Source organism: Cyclobacterium qasimii M12-11B (assembly GCF_000427295.1).
GTDB lineage: Bacteria > Bacteroidota > Bacteroidia > Cytophagales > Cyclobacteriaceae > Cyclobacterium > Cyclobacterium qasimii.
In genome coordinates this window covers 36,895-62,333 of record NZ_ATNM01000202.1, presented here as the reverse complement: position 1 = coordinate 62,333, position 25,439 = coordinate 36,895, and the positions used below count along the sequence as shown (strand labels likewise).

General features: G+C 38.6%; 24 protein-coding genes and 2 pseudogenes. 15 read left to right on the top strand and 11 right to left on the bottom strand.

Going from position 1 to position 25,439, the window contains the following annotated elements; translation table 11 throughout:
* Window positions 1-971: 971 nt before the first annotated feature.
* The 5 genes from ADICYQ_RS29205 to ADICYQ_RS25510 all read left to right on the top strand — a co-directional run bounded on the left by ADICYQ_RS29205 (window position 972) and on the right by ADICYQ_RS25510 (window position 5,082).
* Window positions 972-1,199 carry a DUF542 domain-containing protein gene (locus tag ADICYQ_RS29205; RefSeq protein WP_020892527.1) on the top strand — a complete coding sequence of 76 codons (228 nt, stop codon included), beginning with the start codon at window positions 972-974 and terminating at the stop codon, window positions 1,197-1,199.
* Complete coding sequence (locus ADICYQ_RS25525) at window positions 1,200-1,691, top strand: hemerythrin domain-containing protein (protein WP_316929346.1); 492 nt, start codon at window positions 1,200-1,202, stop codon at window positions 1,689-1,691.
* A gap of 311 nt (window positions 1,692-2,002) precedes the next feature.
* Window positions 2,003-2,914 carry a ribokinase gene (rbsK, locus tag ADICYQ_RS25520; RefSeq protein ID WP_020892524.1) on the top strand — a complete coding sequence of 304 codons (912 nt, stop codon included), beginning with the start codon at window positions 2,003-2,005 and terminating at the stop codon, window positions 2,912-2,914.
* Between the two features lie 39 nt (window positions 2,915-2,953).
* Window positions 2,954-3,958: a nucleoside hydrolase gene (locus ADICYQ_RS25515; RefSeq protein ID WP_020892523.1), complete on the top strand. Its 1,005-nt coding sequence runs from the start codon at window positions 2,954-2,956 to the stop codon at window positions 3,956-3,958.
* 125 nt (window positions 3,959-4,083) lie between these two features.
* On the top strand, window positions 4,084-5,082 hold the full coding sequence (locus ADICYQ_RS25510; protein WP_020892522.1) for a GRP family sugar transporter: 999 nt from the start codon (window positions 4,084-4,086) through the stop codon (window positions 5,080-5,082).
* A gap of 257 nt (window positions 5,083-5,339) precedes the next feature.
* Here the strand turns inward: ADICYQ_RS25510 and ADICYQ_RS31400 are convergent, their stop codons facing one another.
* The 4 genes from ADICYQ_RS31400 to ADICYQ_RS25495 all read right to left on the bottom strand — a co-directional run bounded on the left by ADICYQ_RS31400 (window position 5,340) and on the right by ADICYQ_RS25495 (window position 7,508).
* The gene (locus tag ADICYQ_RS31400) at window positions 5,340-5,663 is read right to left on the bottom strand and encodes a four-helix bundle copper-binding protein (RefSeq protein WP_081652443.1); all 324 of its coding nucleotides are present in this window, start codon (window positions 5,661-5,663) and stop codon (window positions 5,340-5,342) included.
* Window positions 5,664-5,735: 72 nt separating this feature from the next.
* On the bottom strand, window positions 5,736-6,587 hold the full coding sequence (locus ADICYQ_RS25505; protein ID WP_020892521.1) for a serine hydrolase: 852 nt from the start codon (window positions 6,585-6,587) through the stop codon (window positions 5,736-5,738).
* Window positions 6,588-6,883: 296 nt separating this feature from the next.
* Window positions 6,884-7,345 (bottom strand): hypothetical protein, encoded by a 462-nt coding sequence (locus ADICYQ_RS25500; RefSeq protein WP_020892520.1) that lies wholly within the window; start codon window positions 7,343-7,345, stop codon window positions 6,884-6,886.
* Window positions 7,299-7,508, bottom strand: a complete 210-nt coding sequence (locus ADICYQ_RS25495) for a hypothetical protein (protein WP_020892519.1) — start codon at window positions 7,506-7,508, stop codon at window positions 7,299-7,301. Before ADICYQ_RS25495 ends, ADICYQ_RS25500 begins: the two co-directional genes overlap by 47 nt.
* A gap of 429 nt (window positions 7,509-7,937) precedes the next feature.
* On the opposite strand from ADICYQ_RS25495, the gene ADICYQ_RS25490 reads away from it, so the two are divergent.
* Both ADICYQ_RS25490 and ADICYQ_RS25485 read left to right on the top strand, forming a co-directional pair.
* Complete coding sequence (locus ADICYQ_RS25490) at window positions 7,938-8,510, top strand: RNA polymerase sigma factor (RefSeq protein WP_040418210.1); 573 nt, start codon at window positions 7,938-7,940, stop codon at window positions 8,508-8,510.
* Window positions 8,500-9,852, top strand: coding sequence for an outer membrane beta-barrel protein (locus ADICYQ_RS25485; protein ID WP_020892517.1), 1,353 nt, complete (start codon window positions 8,500-8,502; stop codon window positions 9,850-9,852). The genes ADICYQ_RS25490 and ADICYQ_RS25485 overlap by 11 nt, the downstream gene beginning before the upstream one ends.
* Before the next feature lie 2 nt (window positions 9,853-9,854).
* Here the strand turns inward: ADICYQ_RS25485 and ADICYQ_RS30535 are convergent, their stop codons facing one another.
* The 4 genes from ADICYQ_RS30535 to fabG all read right to left on the bottom strand — a co-directional run bounded on the left by ADICYQ_RS30535 (window position 9,855) and on the right by fabG (window position 12,207).
* Window positions 9,855-9,995, bottom strand: a complete 141-nt coding sequence (locus ADICYQ_RS30535) for a hypothetical protein (protein ID WP_369073261.1) — start codon at window positions 9,993-9,995, stop codon at window positions 9,855-9,857.
* Window positions 9,996-10,042: 47 nt separating this feature from the next.
* Entirely contained in the window at window positions 10,043-10,687 is a 645-nt protein-coding gene (locus tag ADICYQ_RS25480) for a sulfurtransferase (RefSeq protein ID WP_020892516.1), read from the bottom strand.
* Window positions 10,688-10,792: 105 nt separating this feature from the next.
* Window positions 10,793-11,152, bottom strand: a complete 360-nt coding sequence (locus tag ADICYQ_RS25475; protein WP_040418208.1) for an iron chaperone — start codon at window positions 11,150-11,152, stop codon at window positions 10,793-10,795.
* 308 nt (window positions 11,153-11,460) lie between these two features.
* Window positions 11,461-12,207 carry a 3-oxoacyl-[acyl-carrier-protein] reductase gene (gene fabG / locus ADICYQ_RS25470; protein ID WP_020892514.1) on the bottom strand — a complete coding sequence of 249 codons (747 nt, stop codon included), beginning with the start codon at window positions 12,205-12,207 and terminating at the stop codon, window positions 11,461-11,463.
* 218 nt (window positions 12,208-12,425) lie between these two features.
* Between fabG and lpdA the strand changes: the two are divergent.
* The 7 genes and pseudogenes from lpdA (at window position 12,426) to ADICYQ_RS25440 (ending at window position 18,281) form a co-directional block, all read left to right on the top strand.
* Window positions 12,426-13,822 (top strand): annotated as a pseudogene (gene lpdA / locus ADICYQ_RS25465) (dihydrolipoyl dehydrogenase).
* A gap of 56 nt (window positions 13,823-13,878) precedes the next feature.
* A complete protein-coding gene (locus ADICYQ_RS25460) occupies window positions 13,879-14,412 on the top strand; it encodes an RNA polymerase sigma factor (RefSeq protein WP_020892511.1) in 534 nt (177 codons plus the stop codon).
* Window positions 14,412-14,690 carry a hypothetical protein gene (locus ADICYQ_RS29910; RefSeq protein WP_316929344.1) on the top strand — a complete coding sequence of 93 codons (279 nt, stop codon included), beginning with the start codon at window positions 14,412-14,414 and terminating at the stop codon, window positions 14,688-14,690. Before ADICYQ_RS25460 ends, ADICYQ_RS29910 begins: the two co-directional genes overlap by 1 nt.
* Window positions 14,675-15,250, top strand: a complete 576-nt coding sequence (locus ADICYQ_RS25455; RefSeq protein ID WP_020892509.1) for an anti-sigma factor — start codon at window positions 14,675-14,677, stop codon at window positions 15,248-15,250. Before ADICYQ_RS29910 ends, ADICYQ_RS25455 begins: the two co-directional genes overlap by 16 nt.
* Window positions 15,251-15,493: 243 nt before the next feature.
* Window positions 15,494-15,949, top strand: coding sequence for a DUF2721 domain-containing protein (locus ADICYQ_RS25450; RefSeq protein WP_020892508.1), 456 nt, complete (start codon window positions 15,494-15,496; stop codon window positions 15,947-15,949).
* Complete coding sequence (locus tag ADICYQ_RS25445; protein ID WP_020892507.1) at window positions 15,942-16,973, top strand: threonine aldolase family protein; 1,032 nt, start codon at window positions 15,942-15,944, stop codon at window positions 16,971-16,973. Before ADICYQ_RS25450 ends, ADICYQ_RS25445 begins: the two co-directional genes overlap by 8 nt.
* 44 nt (window positions 16,974-17,017) lie before the next feature.
* Window positions 17,018-18,281: pseudogene (locus ADICYQ_RS25440) on the top strand (replication-associated recombination protein A).
* Here the strand turns inward: ADICYQ_RS25440 and ADICYQ_RS25435 are convergent.
* Window positions 18,184-18,729 carry a hypothetical protein gene (locus tag ADICYQ_RS25435; RefSeq protein WP_040418206.1) on the bottom strand — a complete coding sequence of 182 codons (546 nt, stop codon included), beginning with the start codon at window positions 18,727-18,729 and terminating at the stop codon, window positions 18,184-18,186. The pseudogene ADICYQ_RS25440 and the gene ADICYQ_RS25435 sit on opposite strands and share 98 nt — an antisense overlap.
* A gap of 122 nt (window positions 18,730-18,851) precedes the next feature.
* On the opposite strand from ADICYQ_RS25435, the gene ADICYQ_RS25430 reads away from it, so the two are divergent.
* A complete protein-coding gene (locus ADICYQ_RS25430; protein ID WP_020892504.1) occupies window positions 18,852-19,424 on the top strand; it encodes a TlpA family protein disulfide reductase in 573 nt (190 codons plus the stop codon).
* Window positions 19,425-19,696: 272 nt separating this feature from the next.
* Here ADICYQ_RS25430 and ADICYQ_RS25425 read toward each other — a convergent pair whose 3' ends face one another.
* Window positions 19,697-20,848, bottom strand: a complete 1,152-nt coding sequence (locus tag ADICYQ_RS25425) for an efflux RND transporter periplasmic adaptor subunit (RefSeq protein ID WP_040418204.1) — start codon at window positions 20,846-20,848, stop codon at window positions 19,697-19,699.
* A gap of 14 nt (window positions 20,849-20,862) precedes the next feature.
* Entirely contained in the window at window positions 20,863-25,197 is a 4,335-nt protein-coding gene (locus ADICYQ_RS25420; RefSeq protein WP_020892502.1) for a CusA/CzcA family heavy metal efflux RND transporter, read from the bottom strand.
* Between the last annotated feature and the right edge of the window lie 242 nt (window positions 25,198-25,439).

Genomic DNA, 25,439 nt, shown 5'->3' with positions numbered 1-25,439 from the left:
TCTGGAATGAGAAGGGATGTTGTGAGTTGTAAAAAGCCAAAAAAAATATGACTAAATAAAATATTACTTGGACATATTTTGATGGAATACATTTCATTTTAAATAAAACAATGGATAATTAAAATTATATTTTTTTGAATACTCAAGTACTATAAATATCTTTTATCTTCAGCATTAATCCAATTATTGATTTAATTAATATTATTTCTGATCGAATTTATTAATGTTTACGTGCAGAAAAGACTGGTTCACGCATTTATATAAGGGTCTCACGAATTTATAGCTGATAAAAAATGAAAAGATTTATACATTTAAATGATAAACCTGGAGATAGACACTCCTAATTATTTAGATTCCTTTATTTAGGAAACCGGACCTGCTAATTCAGGTCCGGTTGATTAAAAATGTTAATACCCTGATTCTTTTGTCAATTAATTTGAAGGAGATATGGTGTTTAAGGAGTAATATTATTTTTTCTCCTCAAAGTAAAACCTATAATTCTCATTGAGAAAGTCTTTACATTATTAAATATTTAGTTTTTTATAAGTATAAGGATACATCTTTCTATCCAAATTATAGTGTATTTGCTATTCATGAGCTATTTAATTTAAGGCAACTATTGAGTTTATTTTAAAATTGCTGGCTTTTATTCTGAATGATATCAATTGCTAGTGGAATGCAGCATTTCATCAAGGCTATTGAAACTTAAAACTTTTAAATTTTCTGGGCCAAATTGTTTCATAAACATAGGTCCAAATTATCTAATTAAGTTTTAGTTATCCGGCCTTTCACTTATAGCGAATCTTACCTTGAGCTTAGGTTGTGATTTGCCAATTCCCACTTACTCCAAATCAAATATTTTTCGAAGAAACCACTTTAAAATAATAAAAGATAAAAAAGTCCTTTTTTATTTATTATGCTTATTTTTGTTCTATAACAAATCAAGGAAGTATCTATTTAAATTTATAGTTATGGAAAAGGGAATTGATCAATCAGTAGGTGAGATCGTGGCAGCTAACTTTAAAACTGCCAAAATATTTACCAACCAGGGGATAGATTTTTGTTGTGGAGGAAATATGGGGATCGCCGATGCTTGCCAGAAAAAAGGAGTTAACCTGGATAAGCTATTGCAAGAGCTCAATGAGGTCAATGCAGGCAATATCAGTGATCAATACGCTAATTTGACAGCTGTTGAATAGATAGCGCATATCGTAAAAGTGCATCACGCCTATGTTGAAGAGAGCATACCTGTCCTTAAATCGTATCTGGCAAAATTGGAGAAAGTACATCTTCAAAGCCATCCAGAGCTTGAAGAGATTCATCGCCTTTTTGCAGAAGGGGCAGCTGCATTGACTGTTCACATGAAAAAAGAAGAGTTGGTATTGTTTCCCTATATCCAATCCATGGTAAAAGCCAAAAGGGAAGGTATTCCATTACCCGAAGCCCATTTTGGTGCTATAGAGAATCCGATTCAAATGATGGAAGATGACCATAAAGCTGAAGGTGCTCGTTTTGCCAGAATTTCAAACTTAACCCAAGCCTATGAGATTCCAAATGATGCTTGTGCCACTTTCCGCGTTGCTTACCAAATGTTAGAAGAATTCGAAAATGACCTTCGTACGCATATCCATTTAGAAAACAATATTCTTTTCCCCATGGCAATGGCCATGTTCGCTGAATTGAAGGGCTAATTTTTTTAAACCACTCTCGATGTTTATTCGAGAGTGCTTTCAATTAAGTGTTTTTTTAATTTTATTTCCATTGTCATTAGGGATACTGAGGAGGCTATTGTGGTTTTAAAATTTGCAGGCTGCAGGGAAATAGGATTCCGTATACAATCTTAGAACCAAACAACTTTTTGAATAGGTCCAATTGAATAACTAAGTAATTTCATTTTTTTTCTGAAATGGAATGTTTTAAAGTGAATTTCTTCCGTTTAGCTATTTTTTTATGCGTTTTTAATTTTTTGTTTTTAGATTTAGGACAGAACAGTTGAAAAAACATGGATAAGGATCAAAAAATCCTAGTGGTAGGTAGTGCAAATACTGATATGGTGATAAGAGTGGATGAATTTCCCTCAGCGGGTCAGACATTAATGGGACATAGTTTTTTGTTGAACCCTGGGGGCAAAGGAGCCAATCAAGCAGTAGCCGCAGCCAGACTTGGTGGTCAGGTAGCGATGATCGCAAGACTTGGCAATGATCTTTTTGGTAACCAAACCATTGAGAATTTCAGGAAAGAAGGGCTTAATGTAGATGGAGTAGTCCTTGATAATAAATTACCCTCTGGTGTTGCTCAGATAGTAGTAGAAAAATCTGGAGAAAATACCATAGTGGTGGCTGGAGGTGCCAATCAAGCCTTGAATACCAGGCAAGTCAATAAATACTATAACTTGCTCCAGGAATCTGAAGTGATTCTTCTTCAGTTGGAGATTCCATTAGACACCGTTTTATATGTAGCGAAAAAAGCCACTAGTCTGGGTAAAAAAGTAATATTAAACCCTGCACCAGCTAGTAAATTGCCCAATGAACTGTATTCGAATATCTATGCCATTACTCCCAACGAAACTGAAACAAAATTTTTGACAGGTACTAAGATTACTGGAGAAGAGAGTGCACAACATGCTGCGAATTATTTCCATGACAAAGGAGTAAAAGTAGTAGTTATCACTTTAGGCGTCGCTGGGGCATTCCTTTCCACACCAAATTTTGCTGGTACCCTGCCGACACTGGAAGTTGAGGCAGTGGATACAACTGCCGCGGGAGACACTTTCAATGGTGCTTTGGCTGCAGGTTTGTCCAAAGGTATGAATTGGCAAGAGGCAGTAACCTTTGCAAATAAAGCCGCTGCTTTATCTGTGACCAAACATGGCGCTCAGGCTTCTGTTCCGTTTTTAAAAGACATCCAAGAATAACCCTTTACAATTAAAATAATATTTAACCTTAAATTTCACATGAAAAACATTTTTATCGCCCTTATTATAGGTATGGGAATACCCCTTCTTTTGACGAGTTGCCAAAATTCACCAGAATCAAAAAAACACCGGGTTCTCTTGGACTCAGATGCCAATAACGAATTGGATGACCAACATGCCATGGCTTATTTATTCTTTAATGGGGATGTTTTTGATGTTGTGGGAATAACAGTAAACACCACCAGAAATGGGGGAAATATCGAGGGTCACTATAAGGAAGCCAGAAGGGTAATGGATCTTTGCAACGTGTATGAAAGCATGCCACTTTTTAGAGGTGCAGATGCTTCCTTTGAGGAAATTAGACCAAACTTGGATAAAGCAACTTATGATGGATCTGAAGCAGTGGATTTCATCATTGAAGAAGCGCATAAAAAAGCAGATGAGAAATTGATCCTTTTGCCTGTCGGTAAATTAACCAATATCGCTTTGGCTTTGGAGAAAGATCCATCCATAGCGAGTAAAGTGAGGATTGTATGGTTGGGTTCTAACTATCCATATGCTGGCGAATATAATCAAGACAATGATGAAGGTTCATTGAATTATATTTTAAATGTAGATGTGCCTTTTGAGATCGTTTTGGTAAGAGGGGGCAAACTTACAGGGACCGCTGCAGTTTCTTCCAACAGGGCTGAAATCAATAGTATAATGCCAGGTAAAGGACCCTTGGCAAATAAAAAAGTAATAGGTAGACATGGAGATTCCTTCGATCGTTTTGGTGATTATTCAGTAAGCCTGTACAATAATATCCAAACTTATGATGAGGCAGGTACCAGACCATTGTATGACATGGCTGCAATCGCAATTATTAAAGATCCTAGCTGGGCTGAAACGAAAGAAATTCCAGCGCCATTGTTAGTAGATGGGGAATGGGAAGAAAGACCAGATAATCCAAGGAAAATAATTATATGGGAAAACTTTAACAAGGAAGCCATCATGGGCGACTTTTTTGATAGAATGGAAAACTATGTGCTTGTCACTCCTTAATTATGAATAAATAGTGTCAAAACCTCTTTGTCAATTTTTTTTCAATTGCCATGTGATACGAATCCACTAACATTGAATTTAAATTGACTTTGTCCAAAAATTAAAATAACCCAAACCCTTACCTAATGTATATAATCAACGATTACCCATTAGCCGTCTTCTTTTGTTTTATTACCATGCTGTGCTGGGGCTCATGGGCCAATACACAAAAATTAGCCGAAGGCAATTGGAGATTTGAATTGTTTTATTGGGATTACGTGTTGGGCATAGTTTTGCTTTCTTTGGTATTTGGATTGACACTTGGAAGTATTGGAGAAGGCGGAAGGCCATTTCTCGAAGACTTAGGCCAGGCAGATCTTTCTAGTTATTGGAATGCCCTGGCTGGTGGGGTGGTTTTTAACCTCGCTAATATATTGATTGTCGCGGCCATCTCCGTTTCAGGTATGGCAGTGGCTTTTCCTGTAGGCATTGGTCTGGCCCTGGTTTTGGGTGTGTTGATTAATTATATTTCCGAGCAAAAGGGTGATCCCATCCTATTGTTTATGGGGGTAGCATTGGTCACAGTAGCCATAGTATTGGATGCAATGGCTTACAAGAAAAATAGTAAAGACAAAGCCAAAGATGTTTCTAAAGGGCTAAAGTTGGCTTTGATAGGAGGGGTATTAATGTCCTTTTTCTATTTCCTTGTCCAGCAATCTATGTCGTTGAACTTTTTATCCCCAGAAGTAGGGAGGTTTACCCCTTACAGTGCTGTTTTTGTTTTTGCTTTGGGAATATTGCTAAGCAATTTCCTTTTCAATACCATCCTTATGAAAAAGCCTGTTGATGGCGCTCCCGTTTCTTATAAGGATTATTTTGCTGGAAACTTTAAGGTTCACCTGGTAGGGATTCTCGGAGGAGCAATTTGGTGTGTTGGAATGGCTTTTAGTATTATCGCTTCAGAACAAGCTGGGCCTGCAATCTCTTATGGCCTCGGTCAAGGTGCTACCATGGTAGCGGCATTTTGGGGTGTATTTGTTTGGAAAGAATTTAAAGGCGCTTCAACAAGTACCCAAACCATGCTTAAAAGTATGTTTGCCTGCTTTATAGTAGGTATCATTATTATTATTTATGCCGGAATATAAGTCTTGGTATTAAGGTTAGGAAGATAATTCCTGACATAAGTAAAAACCTATAGATCAGTTAATACTTGAAATCCACAGCCTATTTCTTTAATCATTTAGGTCTTATAGAGATGAAACCTTCTAGGTTTCACTCCCCTAATTTTACCATCAGGCTGATTATCAACAAAACCTGGAAGGTTTGCGGATTGAACGTAATACCCTAATCAAGGAAATAGTCACCTTGGTTAGGGTATTTAGGTTTTTGACCTTTGCCGGACTCAACCTGTTAAAATATTTTGACAAGCTTCTTTGCACGCTGTGCATGCTTCCGCACATGCCTTACAGTGCTCATGGTCATGCTGACTACATTCTTCCGCACATCTCGTACAAACACTGACGCAAAACCTCAATAGTTCATCTATTGGGCCATAGGACATGGACAAAATTTTAGCAGTGGAGGTACAAACCTCAGCACAGACCCGATCATTTCTAATGCAAGAGATCATATGATCAACATTTTCTTCATCAAGGCAAGCATCAGCACAATGATTACATGCATTTGCGCAATCATTCAAAATTTTTATTAATGATTCGTTTTTCATGGTTGTATAGTTTGGTTTATTATCCTAGCCATGGTTTTACAAAAAATGTGCCTTAAAGAACTTATGCACTTTTCATTCATCGAAGTCAAGAAAGGCAAGCCGTGCAATTTCGGCAATGATTTTATTAGCATTCTCTAAATTGGAATAGTGCGCTACAAATACGGTCAACACTATTGGCCGCTTACCAAAAATAATCCCAGCATCTCCACGGACATATTCCAGTGTACCTGTTTTATGCGCGATGGCTACTACTTCAGGTAGCAAATAGGGTAAGGCACTATTATCTTCGCAATTCTTCAACCATTCAATGACTTGTAAGGTGGATGCTTTATTTAGGGATTTTTCATTTAATAGGGAGAGGAGAAGCCTGTTCATTTCTGCTGAACTTGTATAATTCTGCTGCCCTTTTGCGATGGCATCAAAATCCATCATGTACCTATTGAGCTGAGTAGTTTTATAACCGTTGGTATGCAGCCATTCCTGAAAGGATCTCAGGCCAACTTTTCTAATTAGTACATTGGTGGCGGTATTGTCGCTTATTCGGATCATTTCAGATGCCAGGAGTTCATAAGTTATTAGGTGCCCGTCAGGTTTGAATTGCAATTCCCCTGAACCACCCACCTTATCGGAATTTTTAAGTTTGTAGGTTTCGTGAAGGGCCAATTCCCCTTGTTCTACCTTTTCCATAAGGTATAACAACAAGGGTATTTTAATGATACTGGCAGAGGGGATTTGCTTATCGGCATTCAATTTGGAAAGGACTTTTCCATCCTTATCTTGAATGATATAAGACAATACCACAGTAGAGTCTAATGTTGCTGTATATTCTTGTAACAATTGCTGCCCAAATGCAACGGGGCTAAAAATCCCTACCCATACATTTGATAGCAGAAAGAGAAGCAGAAACCGGAAGGATCGGACCATGTGTTTTTATTTAAATTCCCCGAGTTTATAACTTGTTTCTAGTTATTCACTCAAGGTTGTATTTTTCCATGTATTCAATTCCAAGTATAAATAAGCTGACTGGAACTCTTTTTTAGTGATTCCAACCAGTTTATTGAAGGTTCAATTTCAAAATAATATGGCAAATTATAAAGTGCGATTTTGAAATGAAATCATGAAGTAATAAAATGGTCATAGGAAATCCCAAAAGCAATTATTTGATAAAAAAAGGGGCATCAACCCTTCGGAGATGCCCCTTTTAACAAGAAAAATTTAACCTATTTTTTGATTTGGAACAATCCGAACTTCAAACCTACCTGAAAGCTGAGCGCATCATCTGCTCTAGGTATTATCCCTTCTGAGTAATTAGGATCACCCATGATTCGATATCCAAGGCCTGCATGTAACCTGACATACTTGTGAAGATTTACTTCTGCCTGGACGGCAGGTTCTACGTACATGGTCCTGCTTTCCCCTTCATTGATGTCCTGAGGGTTATAATCATCCCCTTCCATTTCCATGCTTCCGATGGCTACAGGAATGGTGAGGTGCAATAGTTTGTTGGTATATAAACTGTATTCTATAAAACCACCAGCAGCACTCATCTCAATATTTGCCCTAGGATAATCTACTAATAAATTGGCAGGTCTTACATCGTTGATCGCTTCTGAATAGTACCCACCTATTGTCAATTTATCCCAAAAAACCACTCCTGCCTTCAATTGGTAAAAAAGTTGCACTTTCTCCAGCGATTTCAGTAAAGTTAAATCCCGGTGATACCATGAAACCAATTTTGGTGAGATCCACTTTTTTATTGAAAAGGGTTTCTTGATTTTTGGCTTCCTGAGCATAAATGGTAGTAGAGAAGCAAACTGCAAAAATAATTAGAATGATGTTTTTCATGTTTTAGTTTAGTTTTGTGCGTTTTCAAAAGGATCACGCCAAAACATGTGGAATTGGTTGCCTGAAAAGATTGGGTTTTTCTAAATTTATTTTTGTGAACTGGAATTCAGTTGTTTGTATTTTTATTTTAAGGGGTTTTCTTTAATCAAAAAATGAATAGCTTTTTGTAGGACGTCAAGCATTTTAAAGTCGGTATATTTAAAGTTCAAAGCTTTAAACCCTGGCCTTTAAATTTTCTTTCATAAAACAGATGCCTCTCTAATTAACCTTTACTAAAGCCAGTTTTACTTCTGTACGAAGAATTAGAATGCGCTGAAGGTTCGTAAGAGGCGATTCCATAAATTGATGGGTAGGCAAAGAAATTTTTTTATTAAACATCACAAAACGAGGCAACCATTTTATGTGTAGTAAACGTGATGTACTTGTATTATGAATTTACATGAATCAAAAGAGCTCAAGGCCCTTGTTCTCAAATGCAGAAAAGGAGAACGGAAAGCTCAGGAAAAACTTTTCCAATTGACCTTCCCGTATGCTTTGAGTATATGCCTTCGCTATACAGCTAACAGCGCTGAGGCTAGGGAGGTAGTCAATGACGGATTTCTTAAGGTTTTCACTCAATTGGATAAGTACAACCCACAGTTGTCTTTTGCTGGTTGGGTTAGAAAATTAATGATCAATACTGCAATTGATCATTACCGAAAGAACAAACGATTCTATGACCGTCACCCAGATCTTTCCCATGTAAAAGAAGAACCCCAAATCGAGGAAGTGCTTGATAAAATCGGTGCTGAAGAACTTCTAGAACTCATTCAACAATTGCCTCCAGCCTATAGAATGGTATTTACTTTATATGCTGTGGAAGAATATAACCACAGAGAAATAGCTGAGAAATTAGGTATATCAGAAGGCACTTCGAAGTCCAACTATTCAAAAGCACGATTAAAGTTAAAGCAACTGTTACTATCTGTCAACCCTTCACTAGACGAGCAATATGGAGCCTAAAGATTCTTTTGAAAAGAAAATAAAAGCAACCCTGGAAGGCTATACTCCAAAGTATGAAGAAAGTGCCTGGCAAGATTTTGCACCTGCCCTAGAGGCCTTGAGAATTCCTTTTTGGAAACAGTGGTATGCACCTTATATCTATGCTACAAGTTTATTTGGTTTGGCCATGATGCTCTTTTATTTTCAAAATAATGAAAGTACATCAGGGATTCAGGATTTTAAAAAACATGATCCCGTTACGATCACTGTTAGAGACACCCTGTACATCTATGATACCCTATATGTCTATCAGAAGCAAGTGATTAATTCACAGTCGCTCCCTTTGTCTGTAAGTGAGCAAAAGACTGTAGATGACCAAGCTTCTTTAGTACAAAGCAATGATTATTCAATTCATAACATTCCAATTGCAAGTAATAATACCAATAGAATAAAATCTAATCCTTCTTTTGATACTGATGCTGGTTCAAACGAGGTAGAAAAACCATTGCCAGTTATTGGTGATGCATCAGATAACGAACGAGTCATATCATCTGGTGCAACTGAGCATCAAAGGGATTTAGGGAAACAGAAAAACCAACAAATACCAGCCAATGGATACAGTGATTTGTCCAGAGACTCTTTGGAAAAAATCAGAAAGGAAATGTTTCAATCTGATTTAAAACAAGTGGTGGGCGACACTAGCAATTTATCCAATCCAATTTTGAATGGTAAAAACAAGAAAGCACTGTCAGTACATGCCAATGCTAATATTAATGTTCTTTTCCCATTTCAAAAGGAGTTCGAATATGAACCTTCTTTTATTCCAGGAGCTTCTGTAGAATTACTTTGGAACAATAAGGTTGGTTTAAGTACTGGTTTGCTTTGGGGTAATTTGCAAGGAGAAATAGATGATCCGGAAGACCTGAATAGGGTTGATCTTTTGGCCTATCCGGGAATGAAGGATAATGGAATTTTACCGGATGATATAGAAATAAGGACCGAACAATTATTCATTCCTTTAATGGGCTCATATAGGCCAGTCAATTATGGTAAGTTTGACCTAAATATTCATGGTGGTGGGATGTTTAATTTTACCCGCAATCAGTTGTTTAGTTACCTATTTGAAGAGCTACCAGGAAGTCCTGACTATTCGGAATCCATTACGGTAAATGAATGGAAATTATCACACTTGATGCTAGGCATAGGAAGTTCTTATTCAATCTCTGAGCGATTAAAGCTGGAGGTTAATTCTACCTACTGGCTACCTTTAAATACCACAGGAGCCAATAATACTAAATTTCATGGCGTGAATTTTAATCTAGGGATTAATTACCTGCTCTGGCGAAGAAAAATAGACCTGTGAGTCTAACTTTCAGTGACCATAGGCAAATTATTTCTTGACCATTCGCTCCAGGAACCAACATATAATTTTGGAATATCCAATCCTGCAAAAGTGATGGCCAGAAGCGTATGGCAGGCCGTTACGCCGGATCCACAGTGGACAATGATTTCGCTTGAGGGAGTAGCTTTAAATGCTTTCAGGTATTTTTCTTTTAATTTTCTTGCGATAAAAAGGAGCCGTTTTCATCTAAATTTTCCGTAAAAGGGAGGTTGATCGCACCTGGAATATGTCCAGCGATTTTATCAATGGGTTCTTTTAAACCCTGATACCTTTCGGATTCTCTTACATCAATAATCATTTGATTCCTTTTGCCTGAAGCTGATTTTACTTCAGTTAGGTCAGCCAAGGGGGATTTCCAATCTGTTACTGGGTAAGGGGATGAAGATTGAGGAGTAGCAATTTCATTGTTAACAAGGAATCCTTGTTTTTCGGCGGCTTGAAAGCCTCCATCTAAAACCTGGACTTTCTCATGGCCAAGCGCCTTTAGCATCCACCAAAAACGGGCTGCAGACATAGAGGCGTTCTTGTCATCATAAACAATCACATGACTTTCTGGGGTTATGCCTAATTTTCCAAGCGTGCTACCAAAGGCTGCGGGAGAAGGCAAGGGATGCCGACCTCCATGTGCAGGATTCTCTACTATTTGGGACAAATCCTTATTCAGATCGACATGCAAGGCTCCATCAAGATGCCCCTTCTCATAATTTGAATAAACAAAACGTGCATCTATTAAGATCAAATTTTGAGTCTGGGACAATTGGTGAAATGCTTCCGCTTTGATTATAGGATTGATCATACTTTTCATTTTAATAGTAAGGTTTTTAATAAGCAATGAAATCACATTGCTTTTAGAAAGTGGAGGAGCTAGACAAATTAAAGCCTAAGTGGTTTATGGAGGTCTCTATTTTTTCTTCATTAGGTTTTCTTTCACCCTGAATTGTACGATTGCTGCAATCAGCTCCAGGGGTAAAGGTTTGTCCATCGGAAATTGAATGGCTCCTTTGGAATAGGTGTAATTTGTTAACTCTGATTTGAAAAATTCAATTGCCGATGGGGAAGGGTAGAAGCCAATTTGATTTTGGTAGGCAGCATAATGAACGAGATTTCCATGCAATTTAAAAGTTGGCATTTTATAATTGATGCATTCTTCGGCCTCGACCGGAATGTTTTCCTTAACGATAGCTCGTATTTGCTCCAACTTTTGCTGTACATTAGGCGGGAATTCCGCAATATAGTCATCTGTGTTTTTTGACCCTCCCATTTTTCGCTACAGTTATAAAACTACTTTTTGACAAATAGAACTAGTCTCCCTATTAAATTTTCATTTCATTAACACATCGATAAAGTGCCTCGTTTCTTAAATATTCGAGGTTAAAAATCAACCCAGGTCAGATGATGTCTTTCCAATGATGGCGTTTTATTTCTGAATAGGTCATTTCCTTCTTTACCGCGACAATAAATATAAAGATTATCACCTAAATAAAGAAGTCAAATCGGCAAGCTTAAAACAAAAAGCCCAAGGTGAATACCTCGGGCCATAAAAGCTTTAAATTATTTTGGTTGCTTGGTTTAGGTATTCATGGCACCATTTACTTCAAGTGTTTGGCCTGAAATATAAGTACTCATGTCCGATCCTAAAAACACACAGGCATCGGCCACTTCTTCGGGTTTTCCTCCTCTTTTCATAGGAATGGCATCTCTCCAACCCTGAACAGTTTTTTCATCCAGCACAGCAGTCATTTCAGTCTCAATAAATCCTGGTGCGATGGCATTGCTTCGGATATTTCTTGAACCAAGTTCTAAAGCTACAGATTTGGTGAAGCCAATAATACCTGCTTTTGAAGCAGCGTAATTGGATTGTCCGGCATTTCCTCTAACACCCACTACGGAAGTAATGTTGATGATGGATCCAGCTTTGGCTTTCATCATGGTTCGTGTTACAGCCTTTACGGTATTAAAACAGGACTTGAGGTTGATATTAATCACTTCGTCCCAGTGTTCCTCAGACATTCTCATTAAGAGGTTGTCACGGGTGATTCCGGCATTATTTACAAGAATATCTATTCCACCTAAAAATGTTACCACATCACCTATTAATTTGTCTGCAGCTGCAAAGTTTGAAGCATCAGAACGAAAACCTTTTGCTTTTATACCAAAAGCGGCCAATTCTTTTTCAAGTGCCTCTCCTTTTTCTACACTTGACAAATAAGTAAAGGCCACATCAGCACCTTCCTGAGCAAAACGTATAGCAATGGACCTGCCTATTCCTTTGGAAGCCCCTGTTACCAAGGCTTTTTTACCTGAAAGTAATCCCATAGTCAATTTTTTTAATGTTTGATTGAATTCAAAAATAGCTATTAATTATAAAAAATAGGCAACCCAATAATTTATTCATTCCTCATACATTTTGAGTAACGTAGCTCAGGCTGAGGAAAAATTGGAATTATATTAACTTTTATATGTAAAACCAAATTTTTTTCTGAACTTAATTATTATAAATTTGCATAGCAAAATAGTAATCAAAAGATAAAAATATGTCTTCAACTAAATTCGATGTCATTGTTCTGGGCAGTGGTCCAGGAGGTTATGTAGCAGCAATTAGAGCTTCTCAATTAGGATTAAAGACTGCGGTAGTAGAAGCAGCAGATCTAGGTGGGATTTGTCTTAATTGGGGTTGTATTCCTACCAAAGCTTTGATAAAAAGCGCTCAAGTATTTGAATACATTAATCACGCAGAGGATTATGGTATTTCCGTAGAAAAAGCGAGCGTGAATTTTGACGACATGATCAAGCGCAGTCGGAACGTTGCAGATGGCATGAGTAAAGGCATTCAATTTTTATTCAAGAAAATAAAATTGAAAAACTTACGGGTTGGGGAAAAATAAAACCTGGCAAAAAAGTAGAGGTAGAAGATAAGGACGGTAAGAAAACAGAGTACAGTGCCGACCATATCATTATAGCCACTGGAGGAAGATCCAAAGAGCTGCCTGCTTTAAAAATAGACAATGAAAAAATAGTAGGTTACCGCAAGGCGATGACACTGGATAAATTGCCAAAGAAAATGGTAGTTGTAGGGTCTGGAGCCATAGGGGTAGAATTTGCCTATGTATACAGCTCTATTGGTGTGGAAGTGACCATCGTTGAATTCTTGGATCGTATCGTTCCAAATGAAGACGAGGAAGTGTCCAAAACACTAGAAAAAATATATAAAAAGAAAGGCATCAAAGTGATGACCAGTGCTGAGGTGACCAATGTGGATACCAAAGGTGATGGCTGTAAAGTTACTGTCAAGACCAAAGACGGAGAAGAAAAAATTGATTGTGACATTGTACTTTCAGCAGTAGGCGTAGTGTCAAATGTAGAGAATTGTGGTCTTGAAGATGTTGGGGTATTAGTGGATAGAGGCAAAATCAAAGTAGATGAGCTTTACAAAACCAATATGCCAGGTTACTATGCCATTGGAGATGTGGTTCCTGGGCCTGCTTTAGCTCACGTAGCTTCTGCAGAAGGAATTATATGTGTAGAAAATATTGCAGGTCAAAATCCTGATCCTCTAGATTATAACAATATTCCTGGTTGTACTTATTGTCTTCCTGAAATCTCTTCTGTAGGTTTCACCGAAGCCAAAGCCAAGGAAGCAGGATATGAAATTAAAGTAGGTAAATTCCCTTTCTCTGCCTCTGGAAAAGCTTCTGCAGCTGGAGCCAAAGATGGTTTTGTGAAACTTATATTCGATGCGAAATATGGTGAACTCCTTGGAGCACACATGATCGGATATAATGTAACAGAATTAATAGCTGAAATTGTAGCTATCAGGAAACTTGAAACTACCGGACACGAGATTATCAAGACTGTACACCCACATCCTACCATGTCTGAGGCAGTGATGGAAGCTGCAGCAGCAGCCTATGGTGAAGTGATACATTTATAAAATTCAGCTAGGGTAATTAAAAATTTGTAGTAGTCAATTATTGACCAACACGCTTTTTGGAAGAACAGGCATTAGTACATGGGCTTAGAGCCAGAGACAACAAAGTTCAGGAGTATTTGTATGAAAAATACTCCAAAGCTTTGTTTGGTGTGATTTCTCGGATCATTTTTGATCGGGACATAGCCGAAGAGGTCTTTCATGATGCTTTCATTAAAATTGTCAATAAGATTGATAATTATGATGAAAGCAAAGGACGGCTCTATACCTGGATGGCCAACATTTGCAGGAATTCGGCCATAGATAAAACTCGTTCGAAGGAATTTTCAAAGAAGAGTAAGACCAATACGATAGATGCTTACGTATATGGTATGGAGAACGATGCCGGTACAGCAGCAACTGTAGACGGAATCGGTGTCAAAGAATTGATGGATGACCTGAATGACGAACAAAGATTCGTGATGGAATGTATCTACTTTAAAGGGTATACCCATACTGAGGTAGCGGAAGAGTATTCCTTGCCTTTAGGTACTGTGAAATCCAGGATAAGGTCTGCCATCAAAGTGTTGAAACTGAAAGCTGATAAAATCTAGTGGATATCCAAGACTACATATCGTCCGGTAAATTGGAGCTCTTCGTATTGGGAGATCTTAATGAGACAGAACAACAAGAGGTTCTTGCAATGGCAAAGAAGTACCCTGAAATTGAACAGGAGATAACTGCCATTGAAGAAGCCATGCTTGCTATCGATGAAGTTTCAGGAATCAGTCCATCCAGTGGAATTAAAATAAAATTTTTGAAACACTGGAAGCTGAGAACAAAAAGCACAGCGCTACAGATATTCCTGATAAACCTTTGCAGAAAGAGGTAAGGTTAGGCAAAGAAGTGCCATTGGCCAATCCTTGGAAAACATTCGCTGTTGCCGCCTCGGTAGTAGCCCTTGTTTCCGTATTTGTAGCAATATATTACGCCAATCAGTATTCAGATGCGGAAGAAAGGTTGGCAATATCATTACAACAAAATGGTGTGCTGGCTGAAGAGATACAAGCCAATCAGGTAAAATTGAAATCGTTAGATACTGGGATGGAGAAATTCATTACAGGGAATTTTGATAAAATCCCCATGAAAGGCGAAGGTTTTCCTATGCAGGAAGATGCCTTGGTAGATGTGTTTTGGGATAAAGAAAGCAAAGAAGTGCTAATTTCAGTCAATCAATTGGCTGCACTTGATGAAGAAAACGATTATCAATTATGGGCAATAGGTGAAGACGGCCCAATTGGTATTGGCTTGGTAAATCCAGGCAAAAGAATTGATTTGCAAACCATGAACATTGCTTCAGGAGCACAAGCTTTTGCCATCACCATAGAACCTAAAGGAGGAAGTGAAAGTCCTACACTTGAAAAGCTGGTAGTTTTAGGAGAAGTCTCCTAAAATATTTACCTAAAATATATACTGGACCCCGTCATTGATTTGACGGGGTTTTTATTTTAGTTTAAATTGTGGTTTAGCTCTCGATTTTACATTGGATTTCTTAGTGATGATTGGATCTCTACAAAGGAAATCATGGCAAAATACTAAATGCCGTTAGGCTAAATTTGATGTTGATTTCCTGAGTTGAAGTCAGTTTCGATACGATTAAGACAGTCATTGCTAAACTTTTAAATGAATTAAATTATGGAGCTAACACTTTCTACACCAGCCTTGCTTTTTTCCGCCATCACCTTGCTCATGTTGGCCTATACCAATCGGTTTTTAGCAATGGCAAACTTAATAAGGGGTTTGCACAAAGAGTACAAGGAAGATAGCATGGGTGAGGAGGTCATTATCGGGCAGATCAAAAATCTGAAAAAAAGGCTGACGATGATAAAAAACATGCAGACCTATGGTGTCATAAGTTTTTTTCTGTGTGTGATTTGTATGTTTTTATTGTACCAGGATTTCGATATTGCAGCCAATTGGGTATTTATGGCAAGTATGCTTTCCTTGTTAGTGTCTTTAGGCATCTCTTTGGCAGAAATACAAATTTCAAATAATGCGTTGAATATAGAACTTTCGGATATTGAAGATTTGCTGGACATAAAGACCCGCACCAAATTTGGGCAGAATTATAAAAAAAATAACGATGGATAATAAATTGAGGATAGATCTTAGGTCTGATACCTTGACCTTGCCGACCCAAGCAATGAAAGAGACCATGCTGAATGCTGGCTTGGGTGATGATGTGTTTGGAGAGGATCCTACCGTAAATATATTAGAAGAACAACTGGCTGGAATGTTCGGTATGGAGGCAGGTTTATTTTGCCCTTCTGGAACCATGACCAACCAGATAGCCATTAAGTTACATACCAGGCCTCAAACAGAAATCATTTGCCATAAATCTTCACATATCTATTTGTATGAAGGTGGTGGGATAATGTCCAATAGCCTTGCCTCGGTAAAGCTTTTGGATGGAAACTTCGGTAAAATTGATGCTGAAGCCATTCGCCAAGTCATTAATCCTGATGATGATCATTTGCCAGAAACTACTTTGGTGTCTTTGGAAAACACGATGAACAAAGGAGGAGGAAGTGTATATACACTCGACGAGGTAAGACCCATCAGGCAGTTGTGTAAAGAGACAGGATTGAAACTCCATTTGGATGGTGCCAGAATTTTTAATGCGCTCGTATCAACTGGTGAACGACCCTTTGAATGGGGGAAAATGTTTGATACCATATCTGTATGCTTGAGTAAAGGATTGGGCTGTCCTGTTGGTTCTGTGTTATTGGGAAGTCAGGCAGACATGAAGAGGGCTAGAAAGATCAGAAAAGCTTTGGGTGGAGGCATGAGACAGGCGGGTATGCTAGCAGCCGCCGGAATATATGCTTTGGATAATAATGTTTTCAGGCTGGAGGATGATCATGAAAGAGCGAAGGCCCTTGCAGTCATTTTACAACAAACTCCTTTCGTCAAAGAGATTTTACCGGTTTCAACCAATATTGTAATTGCCGAATTGGAACAAATAAGCCCGGAGTCATTTTTAGAAGAACTGACTGAAAGAAATATCTGGGCGGTTAAATTCGGCAAAGACCAGGTCAGGATGGTTACTCATATGGATTTTACGGACCAACACCTGGAGGCCTTCGAAAGCAGATTAAAACTTTGGAAAAAATGAATTTGTGTATAAATAGTATACCTAATATTTAGAAAACAAACAATATGGAACAGACCCCTTTGGCAGAAAGGATGCGGCCAACAGCATTGGATCAATTGATCGGGCAGGAACATTTGTCTGGGCCCAATACTTTCCTTCACAAGGCCATTAAATCAGGCTCTATTCCTTCATTGATATTGTGGGGGCCTCCTGGTGTGGGCAAAACGACCATAGCCAATATCATTGCCAATGAGGTAAAAGCTCCATTCTACACCCTTAGTGCGGTCAGTTCAGGGGTAAAGGACATAAGGGAAGTGATCCAAAAAGCAAAATACCAACTTGGAGTCGTGCTATTCATTGATGAAATACACCGATTCAATAAATCTCAACAAGATGCGCTTTTGGGAGCTGTGGAAAAAGGAGTGATTAGACTTATTGGCGCTACCACAGAAAATCCTTCCTTTGAGGTCAACGCTGCTTTGCTCTCCAGGTGTCAGATTTTTTACACTCAACCCATTGGGTAAGGAGGAATTAGAAGCCATGATGCATCAGGCATTGGAAAAAGACATTGTACTAAAGAAAAAAAAGGTTGTTCTCAAAGAGACTGACGCCCTGCTACGAATTTCAGGAGGGGATGGTAGAAAGCTGCTCAACCTTCTGGAAATTGTTATAGACAGTTTTCAAGAAGAGGAGATTGTGATCGAAAATGACATGGTCATGCAGGTAGCGCAACAGAAAGTGGCCCTTTATGACAAATCAGGGGAGCAACATTATGACATCATTTCGGCATTTATAAAATCCATCAGAGGGTCTGATCCCAATGCGGCTGTCTATTGGTTGGCCAGAATGATAGAAGGGGGAGAGGATGTAAAGTTCATCGCCAGAAGGTTGCTTATTTTGGCTTCAGAGGACATAGGCAATGCCAATCCAAATGCACTTTTGCTCGCTACCAATTGCTTTCAGGCGGTAAATGTAATCGGTTATCCCGAATCCCGAATTATCCTGTCCCAATGTGTTACTTATTTGGCTTCCTCTGCCAAAAGCAATGCAAGTTACATGGCCATCAATACAGCCCAGGCAATCGTGAAACAAGAAGGTGACCTGCCTGTCCCACTTCACTTGCGCAATGCCCCTACCAAGTTGATGAAAGACTTGAATTATGGGAAAGAGTATAAGTATTCACACGATTATGAAAATAATTTTGCGCTTCAGGAATTCTTGCCAGACAAGATCAAAGGCACCAAACTTTATGATCCTGGAGCCAATGCAAGAGAGAATGACTTGAGGAAAAACCTTCAAAAGCTCTGGGGTAAGAAATACGGATATTAAGGCAATCAGTTTCTTTACTCAAAGTATACCTCAAACCTATCAATGCCCTGAAAGTGAATTCATAAGAACCATACATGGGTGTTCCTTCCAGTAATAAGGAAAACTGACGGTGGTTGGCAATAGGTTTAAAACTTAAGCCAAAGGGTAATCCTGCTTGTACATCTGTGATCTCTGAGTATCCCAACATCAATCCTCCATGCAGGTTATACCAATCGGTTTGGCGAAAATTATAATGTCCCAAAGCTTCCACACCCATGAAGGGGTTTATAACACCTCCAGCCAGCACACGGGCTTCTCCGAATATCTTCTTTTCGGGGTCCGTTCCTACGCCTATATGGCTAAGAACGCCCTCATGATAGAGGCCAACATGCACTTGCGCATTTCCTTTGAAGGCGCTAAACATAAATAAAATGGCAAAAAAAGCGGTAATTGATAACTTTGTTTTCATTGGGTTCGTTTTAGGTTTAGAACAAAGGTAAGCAAGTCCTAATTGTTTCGGTAATTTTAAAGGTGAGAATTGTCACCAATTACTAAGAAAACAGGTCTTACCTTTATATAAAATTAATACCTATGAATTGGAGAAAAGAAATTAAAAGTTGGGGGATAATGTTGGGGATATTTGGCATTTTATACTTTACTGGCCTTATTACGCCCATAGCGGGAGGACTTCAATCTATGATTTTATCTACAGGATTGATAAAGCCTAAGGTTTTATTGGAGAACAAAGAAAAGAAAGACTTTGATTATGCAGGGCAATTTGTAGATACGAATGGTGACAGGGTCAGCTTATCGCAATACAAGGGAAAAACCATTTTCATTAACCTTTGGGCCACCTGGTGTCCTCCTTGTAGGGCAGAGATGCCTCATATTTCTGATTTGTATGACAAGGTTAATGGTGAGGAAGATTTGGTATTTCTAATGATTGCCCTGGATGATGACTTTAATAAAAGCAAAAAACTGGTGGAGGAAAAGGAATATTCTTTTCCCATTGTCCACGCTGCCTATGGATTAAATCAATCCCTGCAAAGTCAGGCAATCCCTACCACATTGGTGGTAAGTCCTGAAGGTAAGATTGTCTTTTATCAGGAGGGTATGAGTAATTTCAACACCCAGGAATTTCAGGATTTCTTATTGGATTTATAAGGGTATTGAGGTTTAATGTTGTGGGGAATTCCACCTAACGCTTCAAGAATTGGAGCAAGTTTCATTGTTTCTAATTCACGAGCCCAGAAATAGCGTAATATAAAAACCACGGGTTTAGCCCGTGGTTTTGTGATTGTCCATTAAAAGATCTTGGTGGTAATGTTTCCTTTTTCTCCAACAATGCCACTAAGATTTTTACCTAAGTTAATAGCAAGATGTTACTTTTTTCCATGCCTTAGGGCCTGGGAAAAACATAGCTGAATTCACTAGGTTTAATCTTTTATGATATTAAACGCTCCTTTTACTAGAAATTGAGCGTCCTCAGAGAATTCCTGATGATTTAGAATTTCGACCTTTCCTTCATTTGTAAGTCCTGTTTTTACTCCTCTTTTCATAAAAGTGTACTCAGTCTCAGAAAAATGCTTCAGAACCAACACAGAATATTCCCCATCAATATCAACCAAAGCATCCTGTGGTAAGGATGCTTTGGTCGCAGTAGTTGCGTAAATTTCAGCTTCTACGTACATTCCAGGATTAAATCTTTCAGCAAGTTTTTCTTCTGATAAATGCCCGTGTATTCCAATGGTTCGATTTTCAGGATCAACTATTTTGTTTACCAAATAGACGAAAGCTTCATACTCTTTACTGTCATCTTCCTGTATTTTAAATACGATGGGCTGCCCTTTGCTTATCTTTGACAGGTCCTTCTCGAAAACATTTAGTTCCAGATGCATGTGATCTGTATCTACAATAGAAATTGCAGTTTCTGAAGGACTTAGGAATTTACCCCTCATTGCATCCACCCTGGTAACATACCCTTCAATAGGTGAAGTTATTTGAATGGTGGTTCTAATATTTTCCAGACTTAAGGTTTTTGGATCTATATTCATCAGCTGTAATTTCTTAGCAAGTGCTTCTGCCTTGACTTTTGTCACTACATAATCTGACTCTGCCTTTAGATAATTTTTCTGAGAGGTTACATTGTCTTGCGCAAGATTTTTCTGTCTTTCATAGTCTGATTTCAGATATGTGAGCTGCCCTTTAGCTTCTAAATAATCTTGCTGCAATTGCACAAAATCAGGATTTTCCAAAGTGAAAAGTTTTTGCCCCTTTTTAACTTTTTCACCTGGTAATAAACGTATGTCCTTTACCGTTCCGCCGAAATAGGAACTTACTGCAGCATTGTTTTCTGGTGGCACATCAAATTTTCCAATGGCTTTCACCACCTGATGAAAGGACGCCATCTCCAATTTCCCCAGCTCCATGGCTGAAGACTTGAATTGACTGGTTGTTATTACATAATCTCCCTCCAGTAGGGTTCCTGTTGCAGTTGTATTCTCTTCGGATATACCTGACTTAGAGGAGCAGGATGCAAAGAACAGGAGAGAAGCAAACGTTATATAAACTAGCGCATGATTTTTCATGGTATGATTATTTTTTATTGTAAATTCATTAAGTAGTTCGCCTCCAAAACAGTGTTGTTGTATTGGAAAAGATAATGGAGATAATTGGATTCAATGGTTTTGGAATTTTCTAAAAACTGGGTGTATTGTAGGAAATTAATTTCCCCATTCTTAAAAGCCTCATTGGCATGGAACAATGTCTCCTCAGCCAATTTCTTACCCGTTTCTTCATAATAATTCAATTCTTCTTCAAATTGCCTAAGGTCGGAGAGCAAGACCTGGTACCTTGATTCAAGCTGTATTACGTAATTATTACGCTCGGATTCTATTATTCTAGATGCTGTCTTTGCAGCAGCTATTTTTGACTTTTGGTACCCAAACCATAGCGGAACGGCAACTCCCACATGAAAACCTGAATAGGTCTGTCTTCCCAGACCATTATTCATACCCTGAAAGACGGAAAGATTTAAATCCGGAAGTAATTTTTGCTTTTCTAAGTTATAACTACTGCCAGAAAGCTTCATGGCATCAGCATAGAAGTTGATGGTTGGATGTTCTTCTATATCAAGAGGCATTAATGTTATTCTCTCCAAACGCTCATCTTGTACCATGTACGTGGTGTCGGATTGTAGCCATTGATTTAAATCGATAGATGATTTTTTTATGCTTTCCCTTATTCGATTTAGCATTAGCGAAATTTCTTTCTTCTTGGTGTCAGCGGTTAGTTTTTCTAAGTAGTTTGATTCGCCTTGATTAAACTTTCTGGTGGCAGCATGCTGAAACTGGGTGTATAAACTGTCCAAATAAATGTAATTTTTTAGCATTTCTTGCCAATAGATAATTTCATAATAGGTTTTGGAGACCTCTTTGGTCACAAGAAAAAGATCCATCTCAAATTGATCCCGGACCAATTGTGATTTCCCTTGCATTACTTTTCTCTGTGCACCATAAACCGTAGGAAATTGAAGAGACTGTTGGATGCCCCAGACATTAAGGGCCAGGTCATTTGGTGCTAAATTGTTCTGGTCTTTGCTGTAATATAATTCTGTTTTGCTGATGTCTATGGCACTCCCTATCAATTGGTCACTTTGATCTATTCTTTGGTTGGATGCTTTTAAGCCAAGGTTGTTTTGTACAGCAATATCCACTGCCTGGGTAATGTTTATTTCGCGATCCTGCGCTTGACTCACAAAAGGTATTGAAAGCAGTAACAGGAAGGTGACGGCTATTTTAGGCAATTTAACGGTTGGTAAAGGTCCTTGCTTATCGAAAAAAGAATAGAGAATTGGTAGTACAATTAGCGTGAGAATGGTAGAAGTAATGAGTCCACCTACCACTACAGTTGCCAGAGGCCTTTGCACTTCGGCGCCAGCAGCAGTTGAAATTGCCATGGGTAAAAAGCCCAATGCATCAGTGGCTGCTGTTAGCAGAACGGGTCTCAACCTATTCTTTGTTCCTAAAAGTATCCGTCGGTTGATATCATTTACCCCATTTGCTTTGAGTTCTTTAAACTCTTCTATCAGTATAATACCATTTAAAACGGCAATACCGAAAAGTGCAATAAAGCCCACCCCAGCAGAAATGCTAAAGGGCATATCCCGAATATAAAGAAGGGCAACACCCCCCACAGTAGCCATAGGAATGGCGCTGTAAATAAGCAAGGCTTCTTTTACTGAATTAAAGGCAAAATAAAGTAAAACAAATATGAGAACCAGTGCAATAGGCACAGCAATCATTAGTCTGTTCTTTGCTGTTCTAAGATTCTCAAATTGGCCTCCATAATCAATGGTGTATCCTACAGGGAGGTCGATTTCGCTTTTTATAATACTTTGTACGTCTTCCACTACCGACTCAAGATCTCTGTTTCTTACATTCACCCCAACTACAATTCTTCTCTTGGTATTGTCTCTGGATATTTGTGCTGGTCCTTTCGTGTAGGTGATCTCGGCAAATTCCCGGAGTGGCAACTGATTGCCATTTGGCAATTGAATAGAAGCTGATTCAATATTATCCATGTCTTTGCGGTGGTTTTCATCGTAGCGGATTACCAAATCAAATCTCTTTTCTCCTTCAAAAATGGTTCCGGCGGATTTACCTGCGAATCCCATGGTGAGTATATTGTTGAGATCTTCTACATTGAGTCCATATTTTGCAATCTTAAGGCGATCATATTTCACAGACATTTGTGGTAGGCCTGCTACTTTTTCCACTGTAATGTCCACTGCACCTTCAACATTTTGAATGGCTTTCCCTACTTCCAATCCTTTTTCATAGAGAATGTCCAAATCCTCACCAAAAATCTTAATCGCCAAATCAGCACGAACACCCGTAATGAGTTCATTAAAACGCATTTCAATGGGTTGGGTGAATTCGTATTCTACGCCTGCTATCTCGGATAAGGCTTCCTTAAATTTGTTGGCCAAATCATCCTTGTTGTCTGCGGTAACCCATTCATCCCTTGGAATTAATTTGATAATTACATCACTTTCCTCCATTGACATTGGGTCAGTAGGGACTTCTGCTGCCCCAATTCTGGTAACCACCTGATCCACTTCTGGGAATTTTTTTAGAATATTTTCCATCCTCGTTACGGTCTCAATGGTATTGGTTAAAGAAGTACCTGTTTTGAGGACAGGTTGAATAACAAAATCACCTTCATCAAGGGTAGGTATAAACTCACCACCCATTTGAGAGAAGAGGATAACCGCCGAAACCAATAAAGCAACAGCCACTCCCATTACTATTCTTTTTTGTCTCAAAGCCCAGACGATGGCAGGCCTGTACCTGTTTTCTAAAAAAGTAATCAATCCGGAAGAAATGGTTTTTTTGTTAGGGTCTGTAGGTTTTATGAACAGGGATGCCATTACGGGCACGTAGGTGAAACAGAGAATGATGGCCCCAAGTAATGCAAAGCAGAAGACCAATGCCATAGGCCGAAACATTTTGCCTTCCACCCCTACCAGTGAAAGTATTGGGATAAATACAATGATAATTATTAGCTGTCCAAATATTGCGGAGTGCATCATTTTGGAAGCACCCATATGCGTGATTTGATCAATTCTATTTTGCCTTTCCGCTTTGGGTAAATGCAATAGGTTTGATCTTTCTGAAGTGATTTTAAAGGCGATGAACTCTACTATGATTACGGCTCCATCTATAATGATCCCAAAGTCTATGGCACCCAGGCTCATCAAATTGGCATCCACCCCAAAAATATACATGAGTGATAGCGCAAATAATAAACACATAGGTATAACTGAGGCAACTACCAGTCCAGACCTCAGGTTGCCTAATAAAAGAACCACTACAAAAATGACAATCAGGCAACCCAGAATAAGGTTTTCTGCAATGGTATAAGTGGTTTTATTTATCAGTTCACTTCTTTCCAGAAATGGATTAATGCTGATACCTGGTGGGAGTGCTGGTGATATTTCTTCAACCCTTTTTTTTACGGCATTGATGACCTCTTTGGAATTGGCTCCTTTCAGCATCATTACCTGACCCAGGACTTTCTCTCCCTCTCCATTCCCAGTAATTGCACCAAATCGGGTAGCTTTACCAAAGCCGACCTTAGCCACATCTCTGATGAAAATTGGTACGCCATTCCGGTTTTCAATGACAATGTTTTCTATGTCTTCTAAAGAACTTGCCAAACCTTCACCTCTAATAAAATAGGCCTGATTGGTTTTTTCTATGTATCCACCTCCGGCAATGCTATTATTTTTCTCTAAAACAGCAAATGTTTGAGCCACTGTAATGTTGAGGCTTCGGAGTTTTTCAGGGTTGATGGCTACTTCATATTGTTTCAAATATCCTCCCCATGTATTTACTTCTATTACACCGGGAATTCCTGAAAGCTGGCGTTTGATAATCCAATCTTGAATGGTCCTTACCTCTGTTAGAGAGTATTGGTCTTTATAAGCCGAATCAACTTCTACCACATATTGGTAAATTTCTCCAAGGCCTGTGGAAATAGGTCCCATAAAGGGCTGGCCAAAACCAGCAGGGATTTTTTCTTCTGCGGCTTTGATTTTTTCAGCGATAAGTTGTCGGGGAAGGTAAGTGCCTATTTTATCATCAAATACCACTGTCACCACTGAAAGTCCAAATTTAGATACCGAACGGATTTCATTGACATTGGGTAAATTAGCCATCTCCAGTTCTATAGGGTAGGTCAAAAATTTCTCAACATCTTCTGTAGCAAGGTTTCTGGAGGTAGTAATTATTTGTACCTGATTGTTGGTGATATCAGGTACAGCACCAATTGGGATTTCAGATAGGGAATAACTGCCAAAGGCAATTATAGCTGCTGAAAATAAAAGGACGATCAATTTATGCTGAATGCTGTATTTAATGATTCGCTCTAACATTGGGACGGTGGATTTTAATTATTGCCTAAAGTTAAAAAGTCAATGTCATGACTTTTCTCAAGCTTTTCTTAAGATTCGCTTAAAATGTAATTGTTTTACTAATTTGGGTTCCAAATTTATTGTTTCCCAAATAAGTGCTGGTATCACTTCAAAATACTCAGTCATTGTCTTTTCAATTTTACTTTGATGGCGCTAAGGTTAGGTTCGAATACAATCAGATCTACTTATTACCTCTCTTTTCA